The organism is Stutzerimonas stutzeri, assembly GCF_000935215.1.
Taxonomy (GTDB): Bacteria; Pseudomonadota; Gammaproteobacteria; order Pseudomonadales; family Pseudomonadaceae; genus Stutzerimonas.
The window spans coordinates 1-862 of record NZ_JXXD01000331.1; the positions used below are offsets into that span (position 1 = coordinate 1).

The 862-nt window shown below is 63.9% G+C and carries 2 protein-coding genes; both read right to left on the bottom strand.

The window, feature by feature from the left end; all coding sequences use genetic code 11:
- Window positions 1-196, bottom strand: a 196-nt coding sequence (locus LO50_RS23130) for a DUF2274 domain-containing protein (RefSeq protein WP_044316495.1), incomplete at its 3' end; no start/stop codon positions are given.
- Window positions 193-862 (bottom strand): TraB/TrbI/VirB10 family type IV secretion system protein (locus tag LO50_RS23135; protein ID WP_044316496.1); only part of this gene is annotated, 670 nt, incomplete at its 5' end. The genes LO50_RS23130 and LO50_RS23135, both read right to left, overlap by 4 nt.

An 862-nucleotide genomic window follows, 5' to 3' on the forward strand; every position in this document is an offset into this window, starting at 1 on the left:
CCCGATCCCCCGCCATGAACGCTTCCAGCATGTGCGGGATCAGCGTCGCCGCATCGACTGCCTCGCCATACGCCTGCGCGTGCAGCGCGGCGTAGCGGTCGAGGTCGGTTTTAAGACTGGCCGGGCAGGCAAAGGTGAGCTTGACGCTTTCGGTCTTGGGCAGCGGCCCCAGCCGCAGCTTCTTGGTTGTGCTCATCGTGAAGTCCCCCGATTGAAGAACAGCGGCTGGTACGGCCGCAACACCAAGTCGCGGTTGACGATGATCCGCACCGGCAGGCCGGGCCGTTGGGTCAAGGTGGGCTGGATGTTGAGGTTGCGCCGGGTCACTTCCTGGCCGATTTGATTCACCGTGTCCTGCAAACTGTCACGCCCGGCGATGATGACGCGATCGCCATCTTGTCGATTCTCCGGCGCGGCCAGTTCGGCGCCGACGCCCAGCAGGGTCGTCAGCGCCGCACCGGCAAAGATGCGGCCCCAGTGGTAGTCCACATCGTCTTCCAGGCCGGCATAGCCGGCCGGATCTGCGCCGGCCAGATTGTCGAGCGTCAACGAAGACGTGTCCGGCAGAATGATCCGATTCCAGACGACTTGAACGCGGCTCTGCCCGTAACTGACCTGGCTGTTGTATTTGCCCAGGATGCGCGAACCCTGCGGGATCAGCAGGAAACGCCCGGTGGCCGTGTCATAGACCGGCTCTGTCACAGTGGCGATCACGTCGCCGGGCAAGTCCGACTTGATGCCCGTCACCAGCGCTCCGGCAACCACCGTTCCGGCCATGACCTGATACGGCGAAGCCGGCAGGGTCAGGTTGCCGGAATTGCGGGTTTCCGTAGAGCCGCCTTTCAGGAAAGCCTCCTTCTGG